A 20,945-nucleotide genomic window follows, 5' to 3' on the forward strand; every position below is an offset into this window, starting at 1 on the left:
TCACCCGGCCGCGTACACCCGCTCCCCGCCCACATAGGTGAGCGCCACGGCCGTCTCCGCGATCGCCTCCGGCGGACCGGCGAACGGATCGCGGTCCAGCACCACCAGATCGGCGAGCGCGCCGACGGCCACCCGGCCGGTGTCGTCCAGATGGTTCACATAGGCGGACCCGGCCGTGTACGCCGTCAGCGCGTCCGCGAGGCCGAGCCGCTCCTGAGGCAGGAACACCGGGCCGGTGCCGCCCGGTTCGACCCGGTTGACCGCAACATGGATGCCCTGGAGCGGATCGGGGCTGCTCACCGGCCAGTCGCTGCCCGCCGCGAGCCGCGCTCCCGAGCGCAGCAGCGCGCCGAACGGGTACTGCCAGGCGGCCCGTTCGGGCCCGAGGAAGGGGATCGTCAACTCGTCCATCTGCGGCTCGTGCGCGGCCCACAGCGGCTGGATGTTCGCGGTGGCGCCGAGCCGGGCGAAGCGGGGCACGTCGTCCGGATGCACGACCTGGAGGTGCGCGAGATGCGGCCGGGTGTTGCTCGGCCCGTTCGCGGCGCGGGCCGCCTCGATCGCGTCCAGCGCGTCGCGAACGGCACGGTCGCCCAGGGCGTGGAAGTGGCACTGAAAGCCCAGGGCATCCAACTCGGTGACGAACTGGGGAAGTTGCTCAGGGTCGATGAAGCTCTTGCCGCGGTTGCCGGTGGCGCACCCGCACCGGTCCAGATAGGGGTCGAGCAGCGCGGCCGTGCCGTTCTCGGCGACCCCGTCCAGCATCAGCTTCACCGTACCCGCCCTGAACCGGCCGTGGCTCAACTCGGCACGCTTCTCGACAAGTTCGGGGATCTGCTCGGCCCCGCGTTCCCGGTCCCACCACAGCGCGCCCCGCACCCGCGCGGTGAGCGAGCCGTCCCGCGCCGCCGCGCGATACGCCTCGGCCGGGTCGTCCATGCCGAGGAAGTCACCGACCAGCGCGTCCTGCCAGGCGGTGATGCCGAGCGCGTGCAGATGCCGCTGGGCGTGCAGCAGCGCGGCCAGCCGGTCGGCCGGTGTGGCGGGCGGGGTGAGCCGGCCGACCAGCTGCATCGCACCCTCCTGGAGCGTGCCGCTGGGTGCTCCGGAGGCGTCCCGCTCGATCCGCCCGTCGGCCGGGTCGGGCGTGTCCCGGTCGACCCCGGCCAGCTCCAGCGCCCGGCTGTTGACCCAGGCGCCGTGGTGGTCCCGGTTGGGCAGATACACCGGCCGGTCCGGTACCACCGCGTCCAGCAGTTCCTTCGTCGGCGTACCGCCCGCGAACGCCTCCATCGACCAGCCGCCGCCCAGGATCCACTCCCGCTCGGGATGGGCCTCGGCGTACGCCCGTACGGCGGCCACGGTCTCCGCGGCCGTCGCCCGACCCGACAGATCGCACTGGGCCAGCTCCAGGCCCGCCGGCACCGGATGGACATGCGCGTCCTGGAAGCCGGGGAGCAGCAGCCGTCCGGCGAGGTCGACCACTTCCGTGCGCGGCCCGGTGAGGTCGCGCAGCTCGTCGTCCCCGACGGCGGTGATCCGGTCCCCGGTGACGGCCACGGCGGTTGCCGTACGGCCGTCCGGGGTGAGGACGGGGCCGCCGGTGAAGAGGAGGTGAGCGTGCATGATGCCTTTCCTGACAGGTCAGTTGGAGGTGGTGAGCAGCTCGGGCGCGTCGGCGTCGGTGCCCGCCCCGGTACGGAAGTACGGTGATCTGCGCACCCACTTGGCCCACGCGGCCACCGCGAACCCGGACACGATCATCGCGACCGGCATCAGCAGCAGGAACCAGCCGTTGTCCGCGCGGAGTTCGAGGTGGTCGGCGGAGGTGTAGAAGGACCAGCCCAGATAGCCGCCGAGGCCCAGCAGGGCCAGTGCGCTGAGCGCGGGCAGCAGCACCGCCCGCACGCCCTGCCGCCAGTCCTCGCGCAGCAGGGCGCGGAAGCGTACGGCGGCCGCCAGCGCCGTCAGCGCGTAGGACAGGGCGACGACGATGCCGACGGCGTTCACGATCGCGTCGATCATGTCGGCCAGACGCGGGATCACCAGCGCGGCCGCCGCCACGACGACGGCCAGCGCCCCGATCAGCAGTGTGCCGGCCGCCGGAGTCCCGTACCGGGCGCTGACCCTGGACCACACCGGACCGAGGGTACGGTCCCGGCTCATCGCGAACGTCCCGCGCGCCGTCGGGATGACCCCCGCCTGCAGCGAGGCCACGGCCGAGAACATCAGGGCGACGAGCGGCAGCGCGGCCAGCGGCTGGTCGGCCAGCCGGTCCCCGTAGTACGCGAGCCCCTGTGCGCCATGACCGGCCAACTCGCTCTGCGAGAGCACCCGTTGGAAGGCGACCGAACCCAGCAGGAACAGCCCGAGCATCGTCACCAGGGTGATGGTCCCGGCCCGGGAGGCGTCCCCGGGGTCCCGTACCTCCTCGTTGACGGTGAACGCCGCCTCGAAACCCCAGTAGCAGAACACCGACAGCAGCAGGCCCTGCGCCAGCGCGGTCGCCGAGGGGATCGCGAAGGGGTCGAACCAGGAGAGGCTGAAGGAGTGCGGCCCGGTGACGACGCCATAGCCGCAGAAGCCCAGCAGGACCAGGTACTCGAAGACCAGCAGCCCGGTCTGCAGCCGCGCCGCCGTGCGGACACCGGTCACGGCGGTCAGGGTGACGGCGACCAGGACGACGATCCCCAGCGCCGTCGTCTGCGCGGTCGAGCCCGGATCGAGACCGAGGGACCCGATCCGGTGCAGCCCGGCCTCACCGGCGAGCTGCAGCAGCGCCGAACCGGTCACCGCCGTCGTGTAGGCGAGGAACGCCACGCTCGCCACGACGTTCACCCAGCCCACCATGAAACCGAGCCAGGGACTGAGCGAACGGCCTACCCACACATAGCCGTTGCCCGCGTTCGGCTCCACCCGGTTCAGCCGCGAATAGGCCCCGGCGATACCGAGCACGGGCAGGAACGCCAGCAGCATGATGGCCGGCAGATGCGGGCCGACCACGCCCGCGGTCACCCCGAGCCCGATGCCGATGCTGGTCGTGGCGGCCGTACTGGACGCGGCGACGGCGACACCGTCCACCACGCTCAGGGACCTGCGCAGCTCGGGCCGCGCGGGGGGATCCACGCCGAAGGGTCTGTCGCTCATGGCCGGTTCTCCGCTCGCACCGCGGGGCCCCGGACGGCCCCGGTGACCGGAAATGAAACTGCCGGGGCACTTAACAGGTCAACGGTGTTGTCGTAAGGTGCCGACACACCCGAGGGAGGCCCCATGACCGACCGCGTTGTCCCGGCCGCCGCCCGGCAGCGACGCCGCCCCACCAAACAGGGCGTGGTGCTCTCCGAGGAGCTGATCGTGGAGACCGCCCTCCGGCTGATCGAGGAGCACGGCGCCGACGCGCTCTCCGTGCGCCGCCTCGGCCGGGCTCTCGGCGCCGACCCCAGCTCCCTCTACCGGTACTTCCGGCACACCGACGACCTGATGCTGGCCATCGCCGACGAGCTGATCGGCCGCACCCTGCGGACCTGGCGGCCGACCGGCGACTGGGCGGCCGACCTGCGCGATCTGGGCCTGCGTATGCACGCCGGGGCGCTCGCACACCCCCGGGCGGCGATGCTCAGCGCCCACCGCGTCACCGGGCGAGCCCAGGAGATCCAGGCCGTGGAGAGCATCCTCGGCGTACTGCGCCGGGCGGGCTTCCCGGACCCGGAGGCGGTGCGGATCTACCACGCGTTCGTCGACCAGGCCCTCGCCTTCGGCGCCCTGGACTCCGCGGGCACCGCCCTGCCGAGGGCCGCGCGCGAGGCCGAGGCGGACGTATGGCGCAGCACCTACGGCCGGCTGCCCGCCGACACCCACCCGCACATCGCGGCCACCGCGCCCCATCTCGTCGCCACCATGCGGTCCAGCTCCTACCCGGCCGCCCTCGAACTGCTTCTCACGGCGGCGCGGACACGCCTCGATCACATTCGTGCGGGGAGCCGGGGCTGACGGCCACACTGGACGGGATCCGGATCCCGAGGAGGCCGTACGCCATGACCCCACCGCCCGCCCGCACCGCCGCAGAGCGCAAGAAGGACACCCTCCACCGGCTGGAGAACGACGTCGACGTGTGGGTCGCCACCGCCGGCCCCGACGGCGCCGCCCCCTATCTCGTGCCGTTGTCCTTCGTATGGGACGGCGCCACCGTGCTGATCGCCACCCCGGCCGAGAGCCCCACCGGCCGCAACCTCGTCGCCACCGGCCGCGCCCGGCTCGGCCTCGGCCCGACACGGGACGTCGTCATGATCGAGGGCACCGTCCAGTCGTGGACCCCGGAGGACTTCCCCGAGGAGGACGCCGAGGTCTTCGCCGGCAAGACGGGCTTCGACCCCCGCCAACTCGCCACCCGCTACCTGTACTTCAGGGTTCTCCCGCAGCGTGTGCAGGCGTGGCGCGAGGAGAACGAGCTGAGGGGCCGGGAGTTGATGAGAGACGGTGAATGGATCACCCCGTAGGCGGCGCGGGGCTGTGTTCGGTACGCGGCTCAGCCCCGGCCCCCCTCCTTGGAAGCCACAGGCCAAACCCCCGTGGACCGGGCGATCGCCTTCGCGCCGGTACGATTCACCGCACTGCGCACCACCGCGAAGATCGCCCCCTGCACCGCCGCCGCCAGCAGAATCTCCCCCCACCCCCGGTCCTCGTCCAACGCGTCCGGCGCGTCCTCCTCGTGCCGGAGCGCCATCCACGCCTTCCGGAAGGCCATACCGGCCAGCGCGCCGCCCGCCCAGCTGAGCACGAAACCGATCGGCTGGTAGACGACGGGAAGCTTCTTCTTCTTTGTCTTGGCCATGTGTCACTTCTTCCTCGCCGGACGGCCCTCATGCGGGCCTTCCGCCGGGGGCCACCCGTTCGCCGGGCGGCACCGGGCCCGGTGGGGTACCGTCCCCGAAGGGCCGTCCGTCCAGCTCCTGGCGGTGGTGCGGAGTCAGCCAGCCGGCGAGATCGGGGCCGAGCGGCACGATGCCGGTCGGGTTGATGCCGGTGTGCACCTGGTAGTAGTGCCGCTTGATGTGGTCGAAGTCGACCGTGTCACCGAACCCGGGCGTCTGGAACAGGTCCCGGGCGTACGCCCACAGCACCGGGATCTCCGTCAGCTTCCAGCGGTTGCACTTGAAGTGGCCGTGATAGACGGCGTCGAACCGGACCAGCGTCGTGAACAGCCGGATGTCCGCTTCCGTGAGGGTGTCGCCGACCAGATACCGCTGTCCGGCCAGCCGCTCGGCGAGCAGTTCCAGCCGCCGGAAGACGCCCGCGCACGCGTCCTCGTACTCCTTCTGGTGCGTGGCGAACCCGGCCCGGTACACGCCGTTGTTCACGTCCTCGTACACCCCGGCCGTCACCCGGTCGATCTCCTCGCGCCGGCCGGCCGAGTACAGATCGGGCGCGCCGGCCCGGTGCAGGGCCGTCCACTCGGTGGCCAGGTCCAGGGTGAGCCGCTGGTAGTCGTTGGTGACCAGCCGTCCGCTGGGGACGTCCACGACCGCGGGCACGCTGACCCCGCCCGGGTAACCGGTCTCGCGGCGGTCGTGGGCCTCACTCAGGAACCGGATGCCGAGCACCGGGTCGCGGCCGTCCGGGTCCAGGGTGAACCGCCAGCTGCGGTCGTCCTGGACGGGATCGGCGACCGCCAACGACAGCGCGTCCTCCAGGCCCAGCAGCCGGCGTGAGATCACCGCCCGGCTCGCCCACGGACAGGCGCGCGAGACCACCAGCCGGTAACGGCCCGCCTCGACCGGCCGGCCGTCCCGGCCGTCGGCGGTGATCCGGTCCGTGAAGTGGCTCCTGGACCGGGTGAACGTCTTGTGCCCGTAGGCGCGGTTGCCTTCGCCGTCGCCTTCCATGTCTCCTCCTCGCCGTCCTCGCCGGCCGGGCTCCTCGGGCAACGCGTTCCCCGTCTTCCGCCGCCCGCACGGTGTGATCCGCCCGCTCGGGGGCAGTCGGCGTTAGGTGAGCGGGACATTCTCAGAGGGGGAGAAGGCCGCACGCACGGCCATGGACCACGCGCCCGGCACGGGCTCGAAAGCGGACCGGCAGACCAAGGTCACCGTCCTGGTGGCGCTCGCCGCCAACCTGGTGATCGCCGTCGCCAAGGCCGCCGGCGGTGTCCTCGCCGGCTCGCCCGCGCTGCTGTCCGAGGCCGCGCACTCCGTCGCCGACAGCTTCAACGAGGTGTTCCTGCTGGCCGCGCTGCGCCGCAGCCGCCGCCCCGCGGACGCACAGCACCCCTTCGGCTACGGCAAGGAACGCTTCTTCTGGTCCCTCCTCGCCGCGGTCGGTATCTTCGTCATGGGCGGCTGTTTCTCCTTCTTCCAGGGCTTCGAGGCCCTGCGTCAGGGCACGCAGGAGAAGTTCAGCGGCTATGTGGCGGGCCTGATCGTGCTGGGCGTGGCCCTCGTCGCCGAGGGCGTCTCGCTGCTGCGGGCCCTGCACCAGGTGCGCCGGCAGGGCGCGGGCCTCGGCTCGGTGGCCGACCCGGCGCTGCGCACCGTGGTCGCCGAGGACGGCACGGCGGTGCTCGGCGTGACGCTCGCTCTCGCCGGGATGGGTCTGCACATGGTGACCGGGCAGGTCGCCTGGGAGGCGTCCGCCTCGCTGGCGATCGGCGTCCTGCTGGTGTACGTCGCCTACCGGCTCGGCCGTGACGCCCGCGACCGGCTCATCGGGGAGGCCGCCGACCCGGAGCTGAGCGGCAGGATCCGCTCGCTGCTGCGGGCACAGCCGGAGATCGACAGCGTCGAGGCGCTGTTCACGATGAAGACGGGCCTGTACTCCACCCTGGTGGCCGCGCGCATCGACCTGGTGCCGGGTCTGGACAGCGAGCGGGTGGAGGAGGTCGCCGTACGCATCAAGCGGTCGCTGGCCCGGACGTTCCCCGAAGCCGGGCAGATCTTCCTCGACGTGACCGACCGGCCGGCCGGCGAGGCACGAGAGAGCCCCGCCGCGACGGGGGAACGCGGCGGGGCCTGACGCACGGGTGCCCGCCCCGGGACGGGTTCACACCTCCCCGGCGCAGATTCTTCCGAATCCCGCCGGTGCCCGGCGCGAATCAGCTCTCATCAGCTCGCGTCGAGGGGTTCCAGTACGAAGACCGGGATCTCCCGCGCCGTCTTCTTCTGGTAGTCGGCGTACGGCGGGTACGCGGCGACGGCCCGCTCCCACCACCGGGCCTTCTCCTCGCCGGTGACCTCACGGGCCCTCATGTCCCGCTTGACCGGCCCGTCCTGCAACTCGACCTGCGGATCGGAGGTGATGTTGAAGTACCACACCGGGTGCTTGGGCGCACCACCCTGGGAGGCGACCACCGCGTACGTCCCCTCGTGTTCCACCCGCATCAACGGCGTCTTGCGGATCTTTCCGCTCTTCGCGCCCCGGCTGGTCAGCAGGACGACCGGCAGCCCGGTGTCCATCAGCGTCGTGCCCTTCGTCCCGCCGGAGCTCTCGTACAGCTCGACCTGCTCGCGCACCCACTGCGCCGGGCTGGGTTCGTACTCGCCCTCAAGAGGCATGGGATCCGTCCCCTTCGTCGGTCCAACAGCCATCTGCCATCGGCATTCAACACCGGCGGCCCCGCGAATCATCCTTACCGCGGATCACTTGCGCCGACCGGGTGACAACCTCCCGGCAATCGCGCAACGCGGCGGCGCCCGCGTACCGACCGCCCGCCCGGCGGTCACCCGTGTCGGGCAGATCCTGGCCGACGGCGAGGACACGCTCGGGCCCGGCGCCATCCGGCGGACAACCGCACCGGGCGGACAACCGCACCGGGCGGACGGCGGCACCGGTCTGGCGGTGGCACCGGTCTGGCGGTGGCACCGGTCTGGCGGTGGCACCGGTCTGGCGGTGGCACGGGTCTGGCGGCGGCGCGGGGCTGGCGGCGGCACGGGGCTGGCGGCGGCGCCGGCCGGACGACCGCGCCGGACGGCCGGTGTCTGTGCCACCCGGTTGGCCCCGCACCTGGCTTCCCGGGACGGCCTGGTCTTACAGCATCACGTGGACGAGGCCGGCCCGGCCGTGGCGCGCGCCTTCGCCGCCTCCGGCGCGAGCCATCGGTTACCGTGAAACGTGGACGGACTCCGGCCGGTTTCCGTCCCTGTGACCCCTGTTCTTCGGCCAGATCACCCACATCGCCGAACTGGCCGAACTTGCAGTCGACCCATAGATGCCCGGGGCATCTAATGAAGATCGGCACGACGCACTACTTCGTCTGCGAGGTCTTCCATGACGGAACTGACGGACCCCACCGGCCCGGCGAACCCGGCCGACCCCGTCGCTTTCCCGCAGGACCGCACCTGCCCCTACCAGCCGCCCCCCGGATACGAGCCGCTGCGCGACGGGCCGGCCCTGTCCCGCGTCACCCTGTTCGACGGCCGCGAGGTCTGGGCGGTCACCGCCCACGCCACCGCCCGCGCGCTGCTCGCCGACCCCCGCCTGTCCACCGATCGCCGCCGTCCCGGCTTCCCCATGCCCACCGAACGCTTCGCGGGCATCCGTGACCGCCGGGTGGCCCTGCTCGGGGTGGACGATCCCGAACACCAGCGCCAGCGGCGGATGATGATCCCGTCGTTCACCGTCAAACGCGCCGCCGAACTGCGGCCGTGGATCCAGCGGACCGTGGACGGTCTGCTCGATGCGATGATCGCGCAGGGGCCGCCCGCCGACCTGGTCCCCGCCTTCGCACTGCCCGTGCCGTCGATGGTGATCTGCGGGCTGCTGGGCGTGCCGTACTCCGACCACGAGTTCTTCGAGGAGCAGTCCCGCAGGCTGCTGCGCGGCCCGCGGGCGGCCGACTCCGTGCAGGCCCGCGCCCGTCTGGAGGAGTATCTCGGCGGGCTCATCGACGCCAAGGCGAAGCAGGTGGAGCCCGGCGACGGAATTCTCGACGACCTGGTGCACCACCAGCTGCGCGACGGCACGGTGGACCGCGCCGAACTCGTCTCGCTGGCTGTCATCCTGCTGGTCGCCGGCCATGAGACGACCGCCAACATGATCTCCCTCGGCACCTTCACCCTGCTCCAGCACCCCGACCGGCTGGCCGAGTTGCGCGCCGACCCGGCGCTGCTGCCCGCCGCCGTGGAGGAGCTGATGCGGATGCTGTCCATCGCGGACGGGCTGCTGCGCGTGGCGCTGGAGGACATCGAGATCGCCGGCACCACCATCAGGGCCGGCGAGGGCGTGCTCTTCTCGACCTCGGTGATCAACCGCGATCCGACGCTGTACGACGACCCCGACGCGCTGGACTTCCACCGCCCCACCCGTCACCACGTGGCGTTCGGCTTCGGGATCCACCAGTGCCTGGGCCAGAACCTCGCCCGCGCGGAGCTGGAGATCGCCCTGCGCAGCCTGCTGGCCCGGCTGCCGGGGCTGCGGCTCGCCGTACCGGCCGAGGAGATTCCCTTCAAGGGCGGCGACACGATCCAGGGGATGCTGGAACTCCCCGTGACCTGGTAAGAGGCTCTGCTCATGCACATCGAGATCGACAAGGACGTCTGTATCGGCGCCGGTCAGTGCGCGCTGACGGCACCGCGCGTCTTCACCCAGGACGACGACGGCTACAGCACCCTGGTGCCCGGGCGTGAGGACGGCGCGGGCGACCCGATGGTCCGGGAGGCGGCCCGCGCCTGCCCGGTGAGCGCGATCAGGCTGTCCTAGGACGGCCGGCCGAGCCCCCCGGACCGGCGGCCGCCACCAGGGCCCGCGCCGCCTCGCGGGCCTCGGCCGCAGGCCGGGTGCTGCCCGTGATGCCCGCCGTCACCATCGCGCCCTCGGCGAGCAGGAACAGGGGCCCGGTGAGCGCGGCGGGCAGTCCGGCGTCCGCCACGAGCGAGGCCAGATAGTCCCGGAACGCCTCCTTGTGGGCCCGCACCTGCTCGGCGACCAGCGTGGAGGTCGCGCCCAGCTCGCCGTAGGCGTTGATCCAGGCGCAGCCGCGGAAGCCGTCCTCGCCGAACCACCCCTCCAGCCAGTCGAACACGGCCGGGATCCGCTCCCGCCGGTCCCGCTGCCGTGCCACGTGCTCGGCGAGGCGTCCGCGCCAGCGCTCGTCCCGCCGAGCCAGGTACGCCGCGACGAGCTGCTCCTTGGCGGGGAACAGCTGATAGAGGCGCTTGAGCGAGACACCCGACGCGCCGCGCAGTTCGTCCATGCCCACGCACTGCACGCCCCGGGCGTAGAACAGCTCCTCGGCGGCGTCGAGCGCCCTGTCCCGGGCGGCCGTGCTGTCCGTCGGCGACACCATGACTCCTCGAAGCCCTTGACCTCACGCCCTCCTTGACTGGAGAACGACCGTTCTCCTACCGTAGCAGCCACCTGGAGAACGCTCGTTCTCCGGTGCTGCCGCGCCCAGGAGGAGACCATGGCCGACGACCGTCCGCCCTTGCCGCCGTTCACCCGCGAGACCGCCGCGCAGAAGGTCCAGGCCGCCGAGGATGCCTGGAACACCCGCGACCCCCAGAAGGTGGCGCTCGCCTACTCCGAGGACTCCGTCTGGCGCAACCGCAGCACCTTCGTCACCGGCCGCGCCGGGATCGTCGCGTTCCTGACCGCCAAATGGGAGCGCGAGCTGGACTACGCGCTGCGCAAGGACCTGTGGGCCTTCGACGGCAACCGCATCGCCGTCCGCTTCCAGTACGAGTGCCACGATGCCGACGGCCAGTGGCGGCGCTCCTACGGCAACGAACTGTGGGAGTTCGACGAGCACGGCCTGATGACCCGGCGGGAGGCCAGCATCAACGACGTACCGATCGAGCAGAAGGAGCGCCGCATCCACGGCCCGCGCCCGGAGGCCGAGCGAGGGCAGTCCTTCCCGCTTCGGTAGCGTGATCGTTCAGTAGGGTTCCGGGATGACCGAACAGGCCGAGAAGCCCTTCCTCTACGTCGTCGTCTGCGCGGCCGGGGTCGCCGCCGGCGTCAGCAAGCTGATCAGCGCAGCCCAGGAACGGGACTGGGAGGTCGGCGTCATCGCCACACCGGTCGCCATGGGCGGCTTCTTCGACAGCGCGGCCGTGGCGGCGCAGACCGGCCGGCCCGTCAGATCGGCCTGGCGCACGCCGGCCGACCCCCGGCCCTTCCCGCCGCCGGACGCCGTCGTGGTGGCACCCGCCACCTTCAACACCGTCAACAAGTGGGCGGCCGGCATCGCCGACACCCTCGCGCTCGGCACCCTGTGCGAGGCCGCGGGCCTGGGCATACCGATCGCCGTCCTGCCCTGTGTCGCCGACGCACTGGCCGCCCATCCCGCCTACCGGGCCGGCCTGGAACGGCTGCGCGGGATGGGCGTCCGCTTCGGCGAGCCGTACACCGGCGAGGCCGGGCCGGACGGCGGCCGGCCGGACTTCGCCTGGGAACGGGCGCTGGATCTGCTCTAGCGGCAGGTCAGTGTCGGCCCCGCCAGCATGTTCCCGGTGAACATGTCCTGGCCCTTCGGCACCCAGTACCCGAGTTTCGACACCACCGTGGAGCACTTGGCCCCGACCGTGAAGCGGACCTGCAGCGTCTCCGGGTGGCCGGGCTGCAGCTCGGTCACCGTGCAGTCCAGGGAGTGCGCCACCCGGGTCTTCGACGGGTACCGCCCCACCAGCGGGTTCACGCAGCGCTTGTCGGCGGTGCTGATGCGCAGACCGGTGCCCTCCTCGCCGATCATCCCCAGCCGCGCGTTGCCGTCGCCCACGTCGGCGTCCCGGTGGATCGTGTACGTCACGGTGGTCGTGGCGTTGCGGCGCAGCACGTTCTTGTCGACGGTGACGGAGTGCGTCGCCTTCGCCTTGGGCGCGGTCAGCGACACGGTGGCCTGCACCGTGCCCTTCAGATCGACCCCATCGGGCGTCGACCGCACCCGCACCGTGGCGCTGAGGCCGTAGGTGCCCGGACCCGGGTACAGGCCCGAGCCGGGCAGCAATCCGTTGCCGAGGGTCTTGCCGGACCGGGTGGCCTTCCAGGTGCCCTCGGTGCGGCAGGCGTAGCGGACCCGGGAGCCGGCGATCCGGCAGCTGGCCGGGGCGGTGATGTTGAACCTCGGGACGCCGGTGTCCGCGCACAGGCTGACCTCGGCCTGCTCACCGTGCGCGCCGCGCAGCGTGCCGGCCGCCGAGCACAGGGTCGCCGGGGCCTCGGGCGCGGGCGCGGCCGCCGGCGCGGCGGCGGGCCGGGACTGCGCACAGGCGGGGGTGACCAGGGCCAGCGGCAGCAGCGCGGCTCCGGCCAGGGTTCTGAAAGTGGTGGGACGAGTCGGCACCGCGTTTCCTCCGGAGCGGCCGAGACCGGCCGGATGCCGGTCGTCTGCGCCGAGGATGAGCCGACAGTACGACGATCGTTCCGCTCCCACGCCGGACGGGTCACCTGGGGGCAGCAACGGAATCGTCCGTCTGCGGCTCCGTCCTGGTTGCTCGGACCGGGGACGACGACGCGGCACCCCGGACAGCCCTCACCCCGCCTCGCGCACGTACCCCTTGCTCCCCGGAGTGGACACGTCCCGGTCCCGCCGCACGATGCTCAGCCGGTCCCCCCAGTGGGTGACCGCCGACCGCAGACCGGCGTCGCTGTACTCGATGTCCACCACCCGGTCGTCGAACGCCTTGGCGAACACCCCGCACTCGTCGTACTGCCCGCACTCCTCCGTGACCGCGAAGTCCAGCCCGGCCCGCTCCCGCACACCGGCCAGCTCGGCGGTGTTCTTCTGCGCGACGGCCAGGTGCCGGGCGTGCGCGTGCCGGGACAGCAGGGTCATGAAGGCGGTCGCGTCGGCCGCGGTGAGCAGCCGGTGGGAGCGGGTGTAGCTGTCGTAGTTGTCCGGCTCGACCGCGTCGAAGCCCCTCTGCGCGCAGCCGTCGATCCACTGGTTCACCTGCCCGGCCACCCGCTCCCGCTTGGCCGGGGTGCGGATGTCGAGCAGGGCCTCGTGCCAGTCCTCGTCGATGACGGCCCTGCCGTGCGCATCGCGCAGCAGCAGGTCGGCAGGCCAGGAGGAGCGCTCTGCGGGCTGGGCCTGGAAGGCGTTGACGTAGCAGATGTTGTACAGGCCGGGCGCGGGGGCGTCGGAGCGGTCGCGGCTGACGATCCGTACGCCCTTCGGCGGGGGATAGGCGCCGCCGATCTGGTAGTCGAACCCGGCGTGCCGCGGCGGCAGCCGTACCGCCACGGGCTTCGGCGAGCTCCGCCGCTCCTCGCCGCCGGAGCCGCCCGCGGCACGGGAACCGCCGGAATCGCAGCCGGCCAGCACCGACAGGGTGACGATCAGGGCCGCTGCCAAGGCGCCTGCGGTCCTCCGGGAGCCCGCGGCGCGGAGAACACCCGTGGGGGGCACGTCCGCTCCATCCTGCCCACGCCGGGCGGCGCGGCGCGTGGCAGGATCAAATCGCCCGCCCGCTCCGGTCGTCAAGCCGGTGCCGGGCCACGCCGTAGGCTCGTGGGTGACCATCGTCCCGAAGGCAGGAGCAGCAACGATGCAGTACGTGAAGCTCGGTTCGACGGGCCTGGACGTCTCGCGGATCTGTCTGGGCTGCATGACCTACGGCCTGCCCGACCGCGGCGTCCACGAGTGGACCCTCGACGAGGAGGCGTCCCGCCCGCTCGTCCGGCAGGCGCTGGAGGCGGGCGTCAACTTCTTCGACACCGCCAACGTCTACTCCGACGGCACCAGCGAGGAGATCGTCGGCAAGGCCCTGCGCGAGTTCGCGAACCGCGACGAGATCGTGCTGGCCACCAAGGTGCACGGCCGGATGCGGCCGGGCCCCAACGGCGCCGGGCTGTCCCGCAAGAACATCATGACGGAGATCGACCACAGCCTGCGCCGCCTCGGCACCGACTACGTCGACCTCTACCAGATCCACCGCTACGACCACGCGACCCCCGTCGAGGAGACGATGGAGGCGCTGCACGACGTGGTCAAGGCGGGCAAGGTCCGCTACCTCGGGGCGAGTTCGATGTACGCCTGGGAGTTCTCCAAGCTGCAGTACACGGCGGAGCGGCACGGCTGGACCAAGTTCGTGTCCATGCAGAACCACTACAACCTGCTCTACCGCGAGGAGGAGCGGGAGATGCTGCCGCTCTGCGCGGACCAGGGCGTCGGCGTGCTGCCGTGGAGCCCGCTCGCCCGGGGCCGGCTCACCCGCGACTGGGGCACGGTCACCGAGCGTAGCGCCAACGACAACTTCGGCAGCCGTCTGTACCTGGAGAGCGACCGCTCGATCGTCGAGGCCGTCACCCGGATCGCGAACGACCGCGGTGTGCCCCGCGCCCAGGTGGCCCTCGCCTGGCTTCTGCACCAGGACACGGTGGCGGCCCCGATCGTCGGCGCCGCCAAGCCGCACCACATCGAGGACGCGGTGGCCGCCGTGGAACTGGAGCTGACCGAGAAGGAGATCGAGGAGCTGGAGCAGCCCTACACGCCGCGTGCGATCAGCGGCCACTGAGATCCTGGCGGCTCAGTGAGGTCCGTGTGGTGTGAACTCCGTGCCGCACGGACCCGCACCCTCGCTCTGCGGCAACGGCACCCGCTCGCCGGACATCGTGAGCGTCCGGTAGTACGCCCCGATCCGTTCCGCCGAGCGGCCCACGTAGTGCCCGATGAACGAGCGCCGGAACCGGTCGGCCGTGCGATTGGGCCCGGAGCCGTGCACGAGGCTGCCGTTGAAGAACAGCACGTCACCCGGAGCCAGATCCACGGGGACCGGTACGAGGCCGGGCGGCGGCGGAACGTACTCGCGAGCGAACGACAGCTGCTCGTCGGCGAGTTCGGGGCAGAACAGCTCCATCCGGTGGGTGCCCGGGACGACCTGGAGACCGCCGTTGTCCCGGTCGATCGGCTCGCAGGCCACCCAGGCCGCCACACAGGTCCCCGGTTCGACCCGCAGATAGAAGTTGTCCTGGTGCAGCGCCTGCCCGCGCGCACCCGGCGGCTTGAAGTAGAACATGCTCTGCGCGGCCAGCACCTCCTCGCCGAACAGCACCTCCAGCACGGCCCGCAGCCGGGCGTCCAGCAGGAACTGACGTGCGGGCGCGCTGAATTCGTGCGGCTGCATCACCCGGGGATACCGGCGCAGCGGGTCGGGGTCCGCCGGGCGGGGCTCGAAGCGGCCCGGCACCGGACCGGCCGCGTGCAGTGCGGTGAACGCGGCGCACAGCCGCTCGGTCTCGTCCTGGCCGAACAGCCCTCGTGCGACGGTGAATCCGTCCTCCTCGAACCGCTGCCGCAGCGCCTGAGCGAGGATGGCGCTGTTGTCCGTGGCTGTCATGTGCCCGCTCCTGTGAGTCCGGTGGTCAGGTGGTCACTCACTCGTCACGCTAGGCCGACGCGCCCGACGGGAGGATGCCCGTGCATGCTGAGGACCTGCCCGTGACGGCTGCCGCCGCCGACCCGTCCCCGCCGCCCGGACTCGTCGTGACCGGCCGCTACGACCAGCGGCCGGGCTATGGCGTCAACCGGCCCCGCGGCTCGGACAGTTGGCTGTTCACCTTCACCCTCGACGGCTGCGGACTGCTGCGCCAGGGCGCCGCCCGGGCCCGCGTCGGCACCGGGGACCTCGTGGTGCTCGCCCCGGGCACCGGGCACCACTACGCCGTCGCGTCCGGCGCCGGGAGCTGGCGGTTCTGGTGGACGCACTGCCAGGCCCGTCCGTCCTGGACGGCCTGGCTCGCCCCGTACGCCGTGTCCGACGGCCTGTACGCCGTGACGTCCGTGCCCGGCGCCCTGCACGGCCGGATCGAGGCGGCGTTCGGCCGGATGCTCACCGACGCCCGCGGACCGGCCGAGGGCATCCCGGCCGAGGCCACACCCCGCGAGCCGGACCCGGTGGCCGTGGCGCACGGCAGCCTGGCGCGGGAACTGGCCCTGTGCGCACTGGAAGAGATCGTCCTGCTCGCCGCCGGCGGCGCCCGGACGCCGCTGCACGCGGCGGACACCGACACCCGGGTGCGCCGGGCCGAGGAGCTGATCGCTGCCCATCCCGGCGCTCCGCACACCGTCCGCTCGCTCGCCGAGAGCGTCGCGCTGTCCCCGTCCCGATTCGCCCACCTGTTCACCCTGCGCACCGGCCGGTCACCGATGCGGGCGCTGCGCGAGGCCCGGCTGCGGCACGCGGCCCGGCTGCTGGAGGCCACCGACCTCACGGTGGAACGGGTGGCGGCGGCCTCCGGATTCAGCAGTCCCTTCCACTTCAGCCGGGTTTTCCGGGAACGCTACGGAGTGCCGCCCGGCGCCTACCGGGCGGGCGAACGGCCGTAATAGGCGGAGAAAGGGATTACTTTGAATCGGCGTCAATAAGGATCCGTGTCAACGGTGATTGTCGATAATCGAGAGATCCCTTGTTCGCGCCTGTGTCGCTGTGCAAAAGTGTGCGCTGTCGGCGCGCAGGCTCATCGCATTTCCCGCTGTATGCGCCAGGCCGCTCCCCGTACACCCCCCACGCTTCAAAAGAGCCGCCTCAGGTGGACGTTCGAGCAGCCCACCACCTTCCCATACTGCTTGGTATGGACTAATTTCCGTATCACGTCTGGAGGAATGCAGTCGTGAATGAGGCAGGCCGGTCGGACGAGCAACTCAGTGCCGAGCTGAAGAAGTGGACGGGAGGGACACCCGCGCTCCATCCCGTCGGTGAACTCCTCGACCGGCACTGGGAAGCGGCCTTCGCCTACGCTCGGTTGTGCACGGACGGGGCGCGTGCCGCCGGCATGCTCACCACCGCCGCTTTCACCCGGCTGTTCGGGGAATCGCTGCGTCAGTCCGGCCCGACCGCCGCTTGGCGGCCCCATGTGCTGGTCGCCGTCCGGCGGATCGCGGCCGAGTGGGACAACGACGGCCGTCAGGAACTCCTCCACCCCGCGCTGCGGTCCGGCGCCACCGGTGAGCGCGCCGCCGCCCGGCTGCTGCCGCCGCCCGGCCGGCGACTGCTGTCCCGCGCGTTCCAGCGGGTGCCTCAGGCCTCCCGCGCCGTGCTGTGGCACACCGAGGTCGAGGCCGAACCGCTCGCCGTCCCGGCGGCGCTGCTCGGCCTGGACGAGGAGGACGCGCGCGCCGAGCTGCGCCGGGCCCGCGAGCGGCTGCGCGAGGAGTGTCTCCAGGCCCACCGCGAACTCGCCCCCGAGAACGAGTGCCGGCGCTATCTGCGCATGCTCGACGTGACCTTCCGGCGCGGCGGCGTCGACATCGACCCTGATCTGCGCGAGCACCTGGGCCGGTGCGGCCACTGCAGCCGCACCGCCGACCAACTCGTCGCGTTCAACACGGGACTCGGCCTCGCCCTCGCCGAAGCGGTCCTGGGCTGGGGCGCCCACGCCTATGTGAACTCCCGCGCCGGCCAGGCCGAGGAGCCTGCCGCTCCGGCCCCGCGGCCCGAGACCGTCGCACCCTCGTCCGGCGAGCCCTTCCTGTCCGCCGAGCCGCCGCAACGGGCCGGTTCCGCCCAGTCAGTGGGCCGGGGTGGTTCCGGCGGCGGCGAGCGTCGGGGTGCTTCCGGCGGGTCCGCGCGCCGGGGTGCTTCCGCCGCCTCGGCCTCCGCCGATGCCACCGCGTCGGCCTCCGCCTCTGCCGGCTCAGCCTCCGCCTTCGCTGATGGCGCCGACTTTGTCGTCGGTGCGGGTGCCGGTGCCCCGGGATCCCCCGGAGACACCGTTCCCTCCCGCCGGTCGGCTCAGCGGGCCGCCCGTGCCCGCCGTGCCCGGCGGCGGAATCTCGCCCTGGCCGTCGTCACCGTCAGCGGGCTGGTCGTGCTGCCCCTGGTGCTGTGGTCGGTGCTCGGGTCGGGTGACGGAGGGTCCCCCGACGGCAAGGGCGCGTCTTCCCCGGCGCCGGGCAAGGACACTTCGAATCCCGGCGCGTCCCGGGCCGGTGCGCACGCGGCCGGCGGCGGCACCCTGCACGGCCGGCTGCACAACCTCGCCTCAGGACTCTGTGTCGGCGTCGTCGGCAAGAAGGCCGTCAAGGACGCCGAGACCGAACTCGCCCCCTGCTCCACGACCCCGAGCCAGCAGTGGACGTACGAGACCGACGGACTGCTGCGCAACTCCTCCGCGCCCGGCCTGTGCCTGGACTCCCATCTCGGTTACTCGGTCCGCCTCGCCCCCTGCTCGGCCACCGGCGAGGCCGCCAGGAACATCCGCTACGACTTCACCCTCCAGGGCGCCCTGATACCCCGCTGGAACCAGGACCTGGCGCTCACCCCGGCGGCCACCGACGGCTCCGGCGCCCTCGTCCTCAAGAACCGCGCCCCCGGCGCCGACCAGCGGTGGTCCGTCGACACCACCGAGCCCGAACTGCAGATGCAGAACGTCGACTGGGACAGCGGCATCACCCCGGCGCCGGCCGCCACCCCGCATCCCACGGCTCCGGCGCCCGCGCCCGCACCGAGGAAGAGCACCGCAGCCCCGGCACCCACGGCCACGAGGTCGAGTCCGCCACCGACGCCGTCCGCCACGCCCGACCCCTGCTCCGCGTACCCGTACTACTGCGGCTGGGGCAGCGGGGGATACGGGGACGGCGGGGGCTACGGCGGTGGGCGCCACCTCCGCTGACTCAGGGGCGGTGCCGCGGCGGCGGTGGGATGGTGCCGAGCCCCGGGGCCGCAGGCCCGGTACCGCGGGCAGATTGTTGATCAGGTGGGCGGGTCCTTCCGGCATGGATCAGTTGGTGCCCGCCCATGAAAACAGGCGACGTTCGGCGGCTACGAGCTGTGGCTGCCCGCCGCGCCCAGGAACTCCTCCCAGCCGCCCGCCGGGGCCTGTCCCGGCACCAGCGTGCGCAGCTTGCGCAGCATCGCCGGGTCCTGCGCCTCCAGCCAGGCCACGAGCTGCTTGAACGACACGAACCGCACATCGTCGCCGTACGCGGCCATCTTCCCGATGGCCTCCTCGACGGCGTCCATGTAGATGCCGCCGTTCCAGCGCTCGAAGTGGTTGCCGATGAAGAACGGGGCGCGGTTGGTCGTGTACGCGCGCTGGAAACCGGCGACATAGGCGTCGCGGGCCTGGGTGCGCCAGGCGTCGAACTGCGCGCGGTCGCCGTTCGGATTGCCGCCGGACTGGTTGAACATCATGTTGTAGTCCATCGACAGGACCTGGAAGTTGTGCCCGGGGAACGGTATGGACTGCAGCGGGAAGTCCCAGATCTTCCCGCCCTGCACCTTGCCCGGCCAGATCTGCAGCCCGCCGGGGGAGCTGGCGTCGTACTTCCAGCCCAGCGCGGCTGCCGTGGGCAGCAGGTTGGCCTGGCCCTCCAGACAGGGGGTACGGCCGCCGATCAGCTCCTTGCGGTAGTCGAAGGGCAGCGGCTCAAGGTCGGTGAAGCCGGTGTTGGTCTTCCACTGGGTCACGAAGTCGACCGCCTGGTCTATCTCGCTGCGCCACTCGGCGGAGGACCAGTTGCGCACGCCGGTCGCGCCGCAGAAGTGACCGTTGAAGTGGGTGCCGATCTCGTGGCCCTCCAGCCAGGCCGCGCGGACCTGCTGGAGGGTGGCGTGGATGTGCCGGTCGGCGAGGTAGCCGATGGCGGAGGCGCCGACCGGGTGCTGCGGCGGACGGTACAGGTGCTTCTTGGACTCGGGCAGCGTGTAGATGCCGCTGAGGAAGAAGGTCATCTTGGCGCCGTGGTCGGCGGCGACCTTGCGGAACCGGGAGAAGAGCTGGTTGCTCAGCTCTCCCGCGCCGTCCCAGGAGAACACCACGAACTGCGGGGGCTTCTGGCCGGGCCTCAGCCGTTCGGGCTTCGGCTGGTGCGGCTGGGCCCCGGTGTCGGCCGTGGAGCCGTCGCCGATCGGCTTCACCGGACGGCCCTGGGCGGTGCCCGTGCCGTCCGCCGGGCCGTCGACCCGCAGGCCGGTGCCGGAGGAACACGCGGCCAGCGTGCCCAGGGCGCCCGCGGCCGCGCCCGCCGTCAGCACCCGCCTGCGTGAGATCCCGCTCATCTTGTCCCCGATTCCCTTGTCACGGCCCCTGTGGGGCCTGCTCGCCGGTATTGGTCGACGGGTTCGATGACGGGAGCCGGGGGAAAGATCGTGGCCTCGGGGGCCTGTTGCCGTCCTGTGACAGTTGTGGCGCGAGCATGATGAACCCCGCTGCCCAGGGAGCGGGACAGCGGGGTTCTCGGGGGTGTCCGGGCCGGTCAGGGCGCCGTGCCGGGGCTGAACACCGACAGGAAGACGGAGGAGGAGTTCCCGGAGACGGGCACCGCTCCACCCGTCCACGCGACCTTCAGCGAGTCCCGCTCGTCCGGCGGCGTCACCAGCAGCGCGGCCGGGGTGGCCGTCTTGGCGCCGCTGATGCCGGGGTTGGAGAAGGTCAGCCCGGCCCAGGCGCTCTGGCCGGGCTTCAGGGTGATGGTCGCGGGAGAGCCCGACTCACGCTTGGGATCCGGGCCGATCCGGCTGCCGGAGCCGTTCACGAACGCCGCGCCCGGAAAGCCGCGCACGGTGCAGGTCCGGCCGGACCTGTTGGTGAGGACCACCGGAAAGTTCTCCTGGCCGGCGCCCGGGCTGTTGCGGCCCACCGAGGCGCTCAGCTCGAAGGTGTGGCAGCGGGTGCCCGCCGCGGCCGTGCCCGCACCGCCGCCACTCGCGGAGGGGGCCGCCGTCGAGGCGGAGGACGTCGTGGCACCGGTCGGGGTGCCGTCCGGGGCGGACGTGGCGGAGGCCGGGCTCTTCGTGGTGCCCGTCGCCGGCGCTGCCGTACCGGAGACCGTGACCGGCGAGTTGCTGTGGACGTCCTTGCCGTTGCCACAGGCGGTCAGCAGGCCCAGCACGGAGACCGTGCCCACGAGCAGGGCCCCGCGCCGCGCGGACCGGGGGGTGTACACCATGTCGCTCAACACTCCTGGAGGGTCATGGCACGCGCCGGAACGCGTGCCTGGAAGCGCTGGGTGCGCCGTCCGCACGCTCCGATGCTCGCAGCGCCGGAAGAGTTCGGCACACGCAGGAATCTTT

21 protein-coding genes are annotated in these 20,945 nt (G+C 72.3%); 10 read left to right on the forward strand and 11 right to left on the reverse strand.

Annotation, left to right across the window (positions count from 1 at the left end):
- Together ACZ5NH_RS03535 and ACZ5NH_RS03540 are read right to left on the reverse strand one after the other, a co-directional pair.
- Positions 1-1,626, reverse strand: a complete 1,626-nt coding sequence (locus tag ACZ5NH_RS03535) for an amidohydrolase (RefSeq protein ID WP_468772791.1) — start codon at positions 1,624-1,626, stop codon at positions 1-3.
- An 18-nt stretch (positions 1,627-1,644) separates the two neighbouring features.
- The gene (locus ACZ5NH_RS03540; RefSeq protein ID WP_468772792.1) at positions 1,645-3,147 is read right to left on the reverse strand and encodes an APC family permease; all 1,503 of its coding nucleotides are present in this window, start codon (positions 3,145-3,147) and stop codon (positions 1,645-1,647) included.
- Positions 3,148-3,270: 123 nt separating this feature from the next.
- Between ACZ5NH_RS03540 and ACZ5NH_RS03545 the strand changes: the two genes are divergently transcribed.
- Both ACZ5NH_RS03545 and ACZ5NH_RS03550 read left to right on the forward strand, forming a co-directional pair.
- A complete protein-coding gene (locus ACZ5NH_RS03545; protein ID WP_450986728.1) occupies positions 3,271-3,990 on the forward strand; it encodes a TetR/AcrR family transcriptional regulator in 720 nt (239 codons plus the stop codon).
- 44 nt (positions 3,991-4,034) lie between these two features.
- Positions 4,035-4,496, forward strand: coding sequence for a pyridoxamine 5'-phosphate oxidase family protein (locus ACZ5NH_RS03550; protein WP_468772793.1), 462 nt, complete (start codon positions 4,035-4,037; stop codon positions 4,494-4,496).
- A 29-nt stretch (positions 4,497-4,525) separates the two neighbouring features.
- Here the strand turns inward: ACZ5NH_RS03550 and ACZ5NH_RS03555 are convergent, their stop codons facing one another.
- Positions 4,526-4,831 carry a DUF4235 domain-containing protein gene (locus ACZ5NH_RS03555; protein WP_388625284.1) on the reverse strand — a complete coding sequence of 102 codons (306 nt, stop codon included), beginning with the start codon at positions 4,829-4,831 and terminating at the stop codon, positions 4,526-4,528.
- A gap of 28 nt (positions 4,832-4,859) precedes the next feature.
- A complete protein-coding gene (locus tag ACZ5NH_RS03560) occupies positions 4,860-5,882 on the reverse strand; it encodes a glutathione S-transferase family protein (protein WP_468772794.1) in 1,023 nt (340 codons plus the stop codon).
- 151 nt (positions 5,883-6,033) lie between these two features.
- On the opposite strand from ACZ5NH_RS03560, the gene ACZ5NH_RS03565 reads away from it, so the two are divergent.
- Entirely contained in the window at positions 6,034-7,008 is a 975-nt protein-coding gene (locus ACZ5NH_RS03565) for a cation diffusion facilitator family transporter (RefSeq protein ID WP_468772795.1), read from the forward strand.
- Positions 7,009-7,097: 89 nt separating this feature from the next.
- Here the strand turns inward: ACZ5NH_RS03565 and ACZ5NH_RS03570 are convergent, their stop codons facing one another.
- Complete coding sequence (locus ACZ5NH_RS03570) at positions 7,098-7,547, reverse strand: nitroreductase family deazaflavin-dependent oxidoreductase (protein WP_388625288.1); 450 nt, start codon at positions 7,545-7,547, stop codon at positions 7,098-7,100.
- A gap of 712 nt (positions 7,548-8,259) precedes the next feature.
- Here ACZ5NH_RS03570 and ACZ5NH_RS03575 point away from each other — a divergent pair.
- Both ACZ5NH_RS03575 and ACZ5NH_RS03580 read left to right on the forward strand, forming a co-directional pair.
- Complete coding sequence (locus tag ACZ5NH_RS03575; RefSeq protein ID WP_468772796.1) at positions 8,260-9,489, forward strand: cytochrome P450; 1,230 nt, start codon at positions 8,260-8,262, stop codon at positions 9,487-9,489.
- A gap of 12 nt (positions 9,490-9,501) precedes the next feature.
- Positions 9,502-9,690, forward strand: a complete 189-nt coding sequence (locus ACZ5NH_RS03580; RefSeq protein ID WP_388625292.1) for a ferredoxin — start codon at positions 9,502-9,504, stop codon at positions 9,688-9,690.
- On the opposite strand, the gene ACZ5NH_RS03585 is transcribed toward ACZ5NH_RS03580, so the two are convergent.
- Positions 9,677-10,276: a TetR/AcrR family transcriptional regulator gene (locus tag ACZ5NH_RS03585; protein ID WP_468772797.1), complete on the reverse strand. Its 600-nt coding sequence runs from the start codon at positions 10,274-10,276 to the stop codon at positions 9,677-9,679. The genes ACZ5NH_RS03580 and ACZ5NH_RS03585 overlap by 14 nt on opposite strands.
- A 117-nt stretch (positions 10,277-10,393) precedes the next feature.
- On the opposite strand from ACZ5NH_RS03585, the gene ACZ5NH_RS03590 reads away from it, so the two are divergent.
- Positions 10,394-10,855 carry a nuclear transport factor 2 family protein gene (locus tag ACZ5NH_RS03590; protein ID WP_468772798.1) on the forward strand — a complete coding sequence of 154 codons (462 nt, stop codon included), beginning with the start codon at positions 10,394-10,396 and terminating at the stop codon, positions 10,853-10,855.
- 25 nt (positions 10,856-10,880) lie between these two features.
- Positions 10,881-11,405 carry a flavoprotein gene (locus ACZ5NH_RS03595; RefSeq protein ID WP_468772799.1) on the forward strand — a complete coding sequence of 175 codons (525 nt, stop codon included), beginning with the start codon at positions 10,881-10,883 and terminating at the stop codon, positions 11,403-11,405.
- On the opposite strand, the gene ACZ5NH_RS03600 is transcribed toward ACZ5NH_RS03595, so the two are convergent.
- Positions 11,402-12,271, reverse strand: coding sequence for a hypothetical protein (locus tag ACZ5NH_RS03600; protein ID WP_468772800.1), 870 nt, complete (start codon positions 12,269-12,271; stop codon positions 11,402-11,404). The two genes, ACZ5NH_RS03595 and ACZ5NH_RS03600, sit on opposite strands and share 4 nt — an antisense overlap.
- Positions 12,272-12,460: 189 nt before the next feature.
- Positions 12,461-13,285 carry an endo alpha-1,4 polygalactosaminidase gene (locus ACZ5NH_RS03605; RefSeq protein ID WP_468772801.1) on the reverse strand — a complete coding sequence of 275 codons (825 nt, stop codon included), beginning with the start codon at positions 13,283-13,285 and terminating at the stop codon, positions 12,461-12,463.
- A gap of 193 nt (positions 13,286-13,478) precedes the next feature.
- Between ACZ5NH_RS03605 and ACZ5NH_RS03610 the strand changes: the two genes are divergently transcribed.
- Positions 13,479-14,447: an aldo/keto reductase gene (locus tag ACZ5NH_RS03610; protein ID WP_468772802.1), complete on the forward strand. Its 969-nt coding sequence runs from the start codon at positions 13,479-13,481 to the stop codon at positions 14,445-14,447.
- Positions 14,448-14,459: 12 nt separating this feature from the next.
- Here the strand turns inward: ACZ5NH_RS03610 and ACZ5NH_RS03615 are convergent, their stop codons facing one another.
- Complete coding sequence (locus ACZ5NH_RS03615; RefSeq protein ID WP_468772803.1) at positions 14,460-15,269, reverse strand: phytanoyl-CoA dioxygenase family protein; 810 nt, start codon at positions 15,267-15,269, stop codon at positions 14,460-14,462.
- A 74-nt stretch (positions 15,270-15,343) separates the two neighbouring features.
- Between ACZ5NH_RS03615 and ACZ5NH_RS03620 the strand changes: the two genes are divergently transcribed.
- A complete protein-coding gene (locus tag ACZ5NH_RS03620) occupies positions 15,344-16,258 on the forward strand; it encodes a helix-turn-helix domain-containing protein (protein WP_468772804.1) in 915 nt (304 codons plus the stop codon).
- A 284-nt stretch (positions 16,259-16,542) separates the two neighbouring features.
- Entirely contained in the window at positions 16,543-18,543 is a 2,001-nt protein-coding gene (locus ACZ5NH_RS03625; protein WP_468772805.1) for an RICIN domain-containing protein, read from the forward strand.
- Between the two features lie 149 nt (positions 18,544-18,692).
- Here ACZ5NH_RS03625 and ACZ5NH_RS03630 read toward each other — a convergent pair whose 3' ends face one another.
- Complete coding sequence (locus ACZ5NH_RS03630) at positions 18,693-19,931, reverse strand: polysaccharide deacetylase family protein (RefSeq protein WP_468772806.1); 1,239 nt, start codon at positions 19,929-19,931, stop codon at positions 18,693-18,695.
- A gap of 197 nt (positions 19,932-20,128) precedes the next feature.
- Positions 20,129-20,821, reverse strand: a complete 693-nt coding sequence (locus ACZ5NH_RS03635) for a DUF4232 domain-containing protein (protein ID WP_468772807.1) — start codon at positions 20,819-20,821, stop codon at positions 20,129-20,131.
- Positions 20,822-20,945: the final 124 nt, after the last annotated feature.

Source organism: Streptomyces sp. NPDC031426 (assembly GCF_055581585.1).

Excerpts from the sequence above, each read along its gene's own strand:
- ACZ5NH_RS03555 (WP_388625284.1), bottom strand. The coding sequence starts at position 4,831 with ATGGCCAAGACAAAGAAGAAGAAGCTTCCCGTCGTCTACCAGCCGATC.
- ACZ5NH_RS03590 (WP_468772798.1), top strand. The coding sequence starts at position 10,394 with ATGGCCGACGACCGTCCGCCCTTGCCGCCGTTCACCCGCGAGACCGCC.
- ACZ5NH_RS03535 (WP_468772791.1), bottom strand. The coding sequence starts at position 1,626 with ATGCACGCTCACCTCCTCTTCACCGGCGGCCCCGTCCTCACCCCGGAC.
- ACZ5NH_RS03620 (WP_468772804.1), top strand. The coding sequence starts at position 15,344 with ATGCCCGTGCATGCTGAGGACCTGCCCGTGACGGCTGCCGCCGCCGAC.
- ACZ5NH_RS03560 (WP_468772794.1), bottom strand. The coding sequence starts at position 5,882 with ATGGAAGGCGACGGCGAAGGCAACCGCGCCTACGGGCACAAGACGTTC.
- ACZ5NH_RS03540 (WP_468772792.1), bottom strand. The coding sequence starts at position 3,147 with ATGAGCGACAGACCCTTCGGCGTGGATCCCCCCGCGCGGCCCGAGCTG.
- ACZ5NH_RS03615 (WP_468772803.1), bottom strand. The coding sequence starts at position 15,269 with ATGACAGCCACGGACAACAGCGCCATCCTCGCTCAGGCGCTGCGGCAG.
- ACZ5NH_RS03580 (WP_388625292.1), top strand. The coding sequence starts at position 9,502 with ATGCACATCGAGATCGACAAGGACGTCTGTATCGGCGCCGGTCAGTGC.
- ACZ5NH_RS03610 (WP_468772802.1), top strand. The coding sequence starts at position 13,479 with ATGCAGTACGTGAAGCTCGGTTCGACGGGCCTGGACGTCTCGCGGATC.
- ACZ5NH_RS03570 (WP_388625288.1), bottom strand. The coding sequence starts at position 7,547 with ATGCCTCTTGAGGGCGAGTACGAACCCAGCCCGGCGCAGTGGGTGCGC.
- ACZ5NH_RS03630 (WP_468772806.1), bottom strand. The coding sequence starts at position 19,931 with ATGAGCGGGATCTCACGCAGGCGGGTGCTGACGGCGGGCGCGGCCGCG.
- ACZ5NH_RS03550 (WP_468772793.1), top strand. The coding sequence starts at position 4,035 with ATGACCCCACCGCCCGCCCGCACCGCCGCAGAGCGCAAGAAGGACACC.
- ACZ5NH_RS03595 (WP_468772799.1), top strand. The coding sequence starts at position 10,881 with ATGACCGAACAGGCCGAGAAGCCCTTCCTCTACGTCGTCGTCTGCGCG.
- ACZ5NH_RS03575 (WP_468772796.1), top strand. The coding sequence starts at position 8,260 with ATGACGGAACTGACGGACCCCACCGGCCCGGCGAACCCGGCCGACCCC.
- ACZ5NH_RS03545 (WP_450986728.1), top strand. The coding sequence starts at position 3,271 with ATGACCGACCGCGTTGTCCCGGCCGCCGCCCGGCAGCGACGCCGCCCC.
- ACZ5NH_RS03585 (WP_468772797.1), bottom strand. The coding sequence starts at position 10,276 with ATGGTGTCGCCGACGGACAGCACGGCCGCCCGGGACAGGGCGCTCGAC.
- ACZ5NH_RS03635 (WP_468772807.1), bottom strand. The coding sequence starts at position 20,821 with ATGGTGTACACCCCCCGGTCCGCGCGGCGCGGGGCCCTGCTCGTGGGC.
- ACZ5NH_RS03565 (WP_468772795.1), top strand. The coding sequence starts at position 6,034 with ATGGACCACGCGCCCGGCACGGGCTCGAAAGCGGACCGGCAGACCAAG.